This window comes from Enterococcus sp. C53 (assembly GCF_040887425.1).
Taxonomy (GTDB): domain Bacteria; phylum Bacillota; class Bacilli; order Lactobacillales; family Enterococcaceae; genus Enterococcus_B; species Enterococcus_B hirae.
This window is the reverse complement of record NZ_JBFOFT010000012.1, coordinates 68,672-74,846: the sequence shown is the minus strand read 5'-3', so window position 1 is coordinate 74,846 and position 6,175 is coordinate 68,672. Positions and strand designations below refer to the sequence as shown.

The 6,175-nt window shown below is 36.3% G+C and carries 10 protein-coding genes and 2 pseudogenes; 1 reads left to right on the top strand and 11 read right to left on the bottom strand.

Annotation, left to right across the window (positions count from 1 at the left end):
- Positions 1–579: pseudogene (locus tag AB3I42_RS13075) on the top strand (recombinase family protein); the annotation flags it as partial.
- A gap of 23 nt (positions 580–602) precedes the next feature.
- Here the strand turns inward: AB3I42_RS13075 and AB3I42_RS13070 are convergent.
- The 11 genes and pseudogenes from AB3I42_RS13070 to AB3I42_RS13020 form a co-directional block, all read right to left on the bottom strand.
- Complete coding sequence (locus AB3I42_RS13070) at positions 603–953, bottom strand: type II toxin-antitoxin system PemK/MazF family toxin (RefSeq protein WP_002321032.1); 351 nt, start codon at positions 951–953, stop codon at positions 603–605.
- Positions 947–1,210, bottom strand: coding sequence for a hypothetical protein (locus AB3I42_RS13065; protein ID WP_002287514.1), 264 nt, complete (start codon positions 1,208–1,210; stop codon positions 947–949). Before AB3I42_RS13065 ends, AB3I42_RS13070 begins: the two co-directional genes overlap by 7 nt.
- A gap of 340 nt (positions 1,211–1,550) precedes the next feature.
- Positions 1,551–1,730 (bottom strand): hypothetical protein, encoded by a 180-nt coding sequence (locus AB3I42_RS13060; protein ID WP_002300804.1) that lies wholly within the window; start codon positions 1,728–1,730, stop codon positions 1,551–1,553.
- A 15-nt stretch (positions 1,731–1,745) separates the two neighbouring features.
- Positions 1,746–1,946, bottom strand: coding sequence for a hypothetical protein (locus AB3I42_RS13055; RefSeq protein WP_053765593.1), 201 nt, complete (start codon positions 1,944–1,946; stop codon positions 1,746–1,748).
- 164 nt (positions 1,947–2,110) lie between these two features.
- A pseudogene (locus tag AB3I42_RS13050) lies at positions 2,111–2,806 on the bottom strand (hypothetical protein).
- Positions 2,799–3,236 carry a hypothetical protein gene (locus AB3I42_RS13045; protein ID WP_053765594.1) on the bottom strand — a complete coding sequence of 146 codons (438 nt, stop codon included), beginning with the start codon at positions 3,234–3,236 and terminating at the stop codon, positions 2,799–2,801. The pseudogene AB3I42_RS13050 and the gene AB3I42_RS13045 overlap by 8 nt, the downstream one beginning before the upstream one ends.
- A 15-nt stretch (positions 3,237–3,251) precedes the next feature.
- Positions 3,252–3,503, bottom strand: coding sequence for a hypothetical protein (locus AB3I42_RS13040; RefSeq protein WP_002320549.1), 252 nt, complete (start codon positions 3,501–3,503; stop codon positions 3,252–3,254).
- Positions 3,503–3,709, bottom strand: a complete 207-nt coding sequence (locus AB3I42_RS13035) for a DNA helicase UvrA (RefSeq protein ID WP_081125696.1) — start codon at positions 3,707–3,709, stop codon at positions 3,503–3,505. The genes AB3I42_RS13040 and AB3I42_RS13035 overlap by 1 nt, the downstream gene beginning before the upstream one ends.
- Before the next feature lie 445 nt (positions 3,710–4,154).
- Positions 4,155–4,415 (bottom strand): hypothetical protein, encoded by a 261-nt coding sequence (locus tag AB3I42_RS13030; protein ID WP_081125697.1) that lies wholly within the window; start codon positions 4,413–4,415, stop codon positions 4,155–4,157.
- A gap of 365 nt (positions 4,416–4,780) precedes the next feature.
- Entirely contained in the window at positions 4,781–5,266 is a 486-nt protein-coding gene (ssb, locus tag AB3I42_RS13025) for a single-stranded DNA-binding protein (protein WP_081125698.1), read from the bottom strand.
- 2 nt (positions 5,267–5,268) lie between these two features.
- Entirely contained in the window at positions 5,269–6,168 is a 900-nt protein-coding gene (locus AB3I42_RS13020) for a nucleotidyl transferase AbiEii/AbiGii toxin family protein (protein WP_002325540.1), read from the bottom strand.
- Between the last annotated feature and the right edge of the window lie 7 nt (positions 6,169–6,175).

The window sequence follows — 6,175 nt, the reverse complement described above, 5'->3', positions numbered from 1 at the left end:
CAAAATGAACAACGCCAGGTTGAAGAAATGAAAAAATTCGGTGCAGAGAGAATTTTCATCGAGAAACAATCGGGCGCAACGATTACTCATCGACCTGTTTTTCAAGAAGCATTGGATTTCGTCTGAGATCAAGATATATTTATTGTAGAAGCCATCGCTCGACTTGGAAGAAATTACGACGAGATCATTGCTTCAGTCAATTACCTAAAGAAGAAAAATGTGCAGCTGATCATCACCAGTTTACCAATCATGGCTGAAGCCATTGGTAATCCTCTCCTGGATAAGTTCATTAAAGATTTAATCATCCAAATTTTGGCCATGATTGCTGAACAAGAACGTACCGAATCTAAACGACGCCAGGCACAAGGCATTAAGATTGCGAAAGCGAACGGTGTTTATAAAGGACGTCCTAAGCTATACAGTGCCAATGCAAAAGATCCCCAACGTCGTCTTGTTTATAAAAACATCGTTGAGGATCTAAAAAAAGGTGTTGCGATCGCTAAGATTGCAAAAGACTACAATGTTACGAGACAAACCGTATATAGAATAAAAAAAGACAGCATGATCAATCACGAATAGTTGATCATGCTGCTGTTTCTATTTTATTTGCTTACTTTTTGAAAAACTGTTCTAACTTTCATCAATAACTCCTCAACTAAACTATCATGCGCTTTTTCCAAAAAAATACACTCTCTGGCTTCATAATCAATTGTCGTTAGTTGATCTAATAATACTTTTCCTGTTGTCTTCATTTCATATTCTGAGTTTATATTTACATATAGCGGATAGTTTCTAGTTGTACTAGAAATTGGAGCAACTGTAACAACGTTACTATAATCCGCAATAATATCATGACTTAAAACAATATAAGGTCTTTTACCTGTCTGTTCGTGTCCAGATCGAGGTGCTGTATTCAATAATAGAATATCGCCTTGTCTAGGTTTTCTCACCATTTTTCATTACCTACTGCTTCACCTAAATTTTGAATCGTCACATGATTTCTTTCATCAGTATAATTTTCAAATAACTGTTCAATTGTTAATTCATTTTCTATATTAGCCGCTTCGATAATTAGCCGCTTCTGACCGTTTACTTCTTCTTGTATTATCTTCACTTTGTCTTCTGTATGAATTCCAAGATATTCCATAATATACTTTGGCAATCTAAGGCCATTACTATTTCCCCATTTTTTTATAGGTAACATTTCCATAGTAGACACCTCTTTCTGTATATACATAGTATAACATACATAAGAAAAAACGTATATACTTAATTATCCTTTTCTATTAAATTAGATTAACATTCCATGAATCCATAAACTATGTTAACATTTATATGAAAATAGTCGAAAGGAAATCATAATATGTTTAAGAAAACAAAATCTTTAGAATCAGGTAAGAAAAAAATTGATCTAAAAATAATCTCTACTGGATACTTTAAAGATTTCATAGTTATTGATACAAAATGGAATAAAAAGGACATAGAAAATATTCTAAATAGTAGGAACAATTAAGTGCTATCACTTTTGTTTCTTCAAATGAAAAGTGACGTCACTTTTTGAGTGCTGGTACATCAAATCCTGCTTTTTCTTGCGCGATCAATAGATCTAACGCAATACACATAATCTTAGATTCACTTTTTCCGTACTTCTGCTTTAGTTGCTGCAATTCTTTTTGTCTCTTTTCATCTAATGTCACGGGTAACCGTTTATTTCCTATTGCAATTGGCATTGGTACTCTCTCCTTTCATCGAAATAGCCCTATGAAGAATATAGATGCAATCACCTTGAATAGTAGACTCACAAGGGCTAATACAAATCGCCAAAAGATCAAACAAAACACCAATATTGCCAAAAATATTGCGAGGTTCAAATGTACAGCTGCACCATGACGCATAAGTATCTCGCCAACAAACAGTACGAACAATAGAGGAATGATTTTATTCATATGGATCTCCTTCTTTCTCTTAGGTTATCGGGCTTTGCCCGCTTATTTCGCACCACCTAAGCGGTGGGGGCGGTTGGAGCGATTGGTGCGAAATAAGAACCATTCCCTTAATTTCAAGGTTTTTTGTTCTTATTTCACACATTCTCACTTTTCGGTATAAATGTTTATTGACCTTTTTTCCTTTCAAATCGTTGATATGACATTCGTTTACGGTCAAGTTCATTTTGGATTTCTTCTGTATCGTCGTAAGTGTAGGTGTCTAAAAAAACAGTTAAAGTCGTGTACCAGTCGTCGCCTGGGTTTTCTACTTCTTCTACATATTCCCTCAAAAATGCTTCGGGTACAGCGAGTTCATAATCCATTCCCATTAACACGATAGATTCCGTCCCACACGTCAAAAATCTAGTAAATACAAGGTAATAATCGTCTACCGTCGCATCTTTGCTGTTTAGCTCTTCCATTAATTCCATGCTCTCAAAAATTGAATAATATTCTGATTCTGAGTAATAGTGTTTCCTGCAAATCGTGTAGCTGACAAAGTTTTCGACCAGTTCACTCCTTTCTAGGTAAACATTCATGATATATTTTTCTGTTTCTAGTCGTAGAAGCTCCACTCCTTTTTTTAATGTGTCAGGACGACGTTTATACACGTCTAAACGATTATGGCTGACTGTAATCTTCGTTTGACTCGTTTCACTTTCCAAATACAACTGTTCTTCCACTCTTTAAATAAAGTACTTCATTTCTTCCATACAACTAAAGTCTTTTTGAATCCGTCTGATTACTTCATTCAAGTGTTCTTTATTTGTTAAAAATTGCGAAACATCTTCTGTTGTTAGCTGATAAACCACCTTATTCATTATCTTTCTCCTCCGATTGAATCGTATAAAATGCACCATTTTTTTCGATACTTTCAAAAGTATCTAGCCAGTCGCTAGCCATTGCTTTAGCTTTCTTAATTTGTGCGAATTTTGCATAAGTCAGTTCTAAGGCTTGATATTCGGAATGTTTGATAGTGCTTGGTTTGACACCTACTTCCAAGCATAGTAAGGCTTGGAAAAACCATTTTCCATTCTGTTTTTTCAGTTCTTCCAGTGTTCGATAGTACGTCGCAATGAGATTCATTTCGACACTTGATTCAATCATTTCTTCCACTGCGACTGACAATTTTTCCTTGTAATGTTTTTTAGGTACACGTGTTTCATGGTATAGGAACGTCATATCCTCCATTTTTTGTGCCATTTTATCCAAAGGTAATTTGACAAATTCGTCATAGTAATTTTGAGCCATATTTTTTTCTCCTTTTTAGTTCTCTAATTTGGTTAACCAATATTCGTTTTCATAAGTTTCCAAGTTTTCTTGATAATGCAGTTCATATCCTGCAATCTTCACTAGGTCTTCAAATAGCATAGTCGGTGCATCCTCTACTAAAGGGGTTTCTATCGTCCAGTACCGCGGAATAAGTAAAGCTTCTGCTACTTTTTCAGAAATGACTTCTTTGTCCACCAAAATTTGAACGACTTCTTTTACAGTCAATAATTTATGTTGTGTTTTCATCAGCGTTTCTTTCCTTTCTCATCAATCAAAATATAATCGCCATAAGACAGGGTGTATTTTTTTCCGCATGTTGGACATTGATACAAACGATAGCTTTTGATACATTTCGCTCTTTGTCCACAATCGCATTCGACAGTATGTGGTGCATGATAGTTTGGGAATGATTCGCTGAAGGGAACACCCCAATAATCAAATTTCTTTCGCATGATTGATTCTGCCTCCTCTTAGGAAAGGGTTTACTTCCTTTCGTTAGTTCTTTCTTTATTGATTTATTGGCCAGAATGAATCAACGAAAAGCGACAAGGACAAGGGCGCGCAGCGTGCCATTTACCCTTGTCCTTGTCGCTTTTTGGTGATAAAAGGCAACTTGTTGCCGGTCTGGCAAATCAATAAAGAGATAACGAACAGGAACGAACCTTTTGGTGAGAGGAAGTTTTTTCTATTTTGTCTTGCTTTGCAAGACCCTTTATCTTAGTGAACGTGCAACGTTCACTTCCTTTCTTCTCGAACGGCGGTGGCGGTTGGAGTGAGAGAGGTTTTTCAATTGAGAAGGCCGCTCGCGCCTTCCTAAAAAGGCCTTTTCATTTTTCTTGTTTCTATGTAAAACAAAAAGAGCTGCAGTCCTACATTAGGATTGCAACTCTTCTTTTTTTATATGCCCATCGATCGCGTAAAATGATCGGAATTTCTAACATACATGCTAGCAATAACTAGCTGATTTCGTTTATTGAAGTGACCTGTGACGGCAATATTGTATTTTCCATCATCCATAATTAGCAATTTATCGATAATTTCAATATCTGCAACTACACAATTAATCGATTCATGAATCGTTTGTAAAGTAAAGCGAACCAATAACGGTTGCGTTTTTATTACTCGGATTTTATCAAGCAAACCAACATATTTGTTCATCACAATCACCTCGCTAAAATTATAGCAAAAATCCAATCATTTGGATATTTCAATTATGCTATAATAGTCTTGCTGTCTGCTACCCCGGCCTAATCTGGCAAGGGGAGGAGGTTATAGGTTTGAAAATTCTTTTTGATTTTGTTTTTGCAATCATGGCAGAAGTAGCCGCGCACTATATCTGCAAATGGCTTGATTGTAAATTTGCCAAGAAAGACAGTAAGCCTACCCGTTAATTCTTATAATAGAAACGTAAAAGAAAACCACTAGCCCGCCAGCTAGTGGTTTTTGGTTATAGATTGAAAATTCTTTTTGTTGACTAAATTATAACATAAACCGTAGCAAATGCAACCAATAGAAAATGCTACTTAAAACGGTAGATCATCATCGCTAATATCGATTGATTGTCCACCAAATGGATTCTGTGAAGCGTTCAATCCATTGTTGTTAGGCGTCGCTGTATCCCGTTGTTCAAAAGTGGTGGCGCTTGGACTCGTGGACGATTGATCAGCGTGCGCACGGCTCTCTGTCGCTGCTTTGCTTTCTAATAGTTGGAAGTTATCAGCTACAACTTCTGTCACATACACACGTTGTCCTTGCTGGTTGTCATAAGTCCGTGTTTGAATCCGTCCGACAACGCCGATCAAGCTGCCTTTTTTAGCTAATGTCGCCATCGTTTCTGCTGGTTTGCGCCAAATCACGCAATTGATAAAATCAGCTTCTCGATTGCCGTTTTGATTCGTGAAATTACGATTAACGGCTAGGGTAAAAGTAGCCACTGCTGTGCCACTTGCGGTATAACGTAAATCTGGATCTTTGGTTAACCGTCCTACTAAAGTTACATTATTGATCATTTTTATCTCTCCATTTCTCTGTTCATCTGTTGGTGTCTTTGATAAGCTATTTTTCGCTCTTTTTCTTCGACGTGAATCACTTTTTCCATCAAATTACTAATCGAATCCATTGTCTCTTCGTACGTGATCGACGCAGCATAAGGATTGCTTTTTTGATATTTCTTCCAGGTATCTTTTAGCTCATGACTATTTTTCAGTACATCCATATCCTTTTCGTAATAAATCTTTAACGGATCAGTTTTTCCTCGACGTGTAAATGTATTTCTCACACTATCTTTCAAGGTCTTCTCATCGATCTTTTCCATTTTAGGAATAGTATAGAGATCATAAAAATCTTTTCCTCTCGAATTATCTGTTAAAAAATCAAAGGTTGCACTTAATTTTTCGGCAATAATTTGTTCTGTAGGATAAGATTCCAAAGGAATCGTTCGATCTTCAAACATCAATTTATGACTGTGAGTGATCGTTGCAGGATAGATCGAGTCACCTGTAGTCACATCTACCTTAAAATCTGGCCGCATATTTTCCAAATGTGCCAGCACACGTAAGCTAAATCCTGGATAGTAATCGGCTTCTCTCGTTTCTTTCATTCCTTGAATCTCAAATTGAATGCCTTCTTTCGTCGGCGTTGAAAAAATATCGTTTAGAACCGTTGTTAATGTTTCTTTGGTTACTTTCATTTCCCGTAAAGTCGTATCAATGTCTTTGGTTGTACGATTTTCAATGCCATACTTTGAGCCAATTAAGAAGCCGCCTTTTAACACAAAATTTTCACGATAAGGAGACTCTGAGATTTTTTCCAAGAATTTTTCCATCATAAAATGTCTTAAAACAAGCTGCGGATCAACTTCTTTTTCTCTAGAAATATTCTTCACTTTTGCTTTTAATTGCGTAGGTGTCATGTGTCTT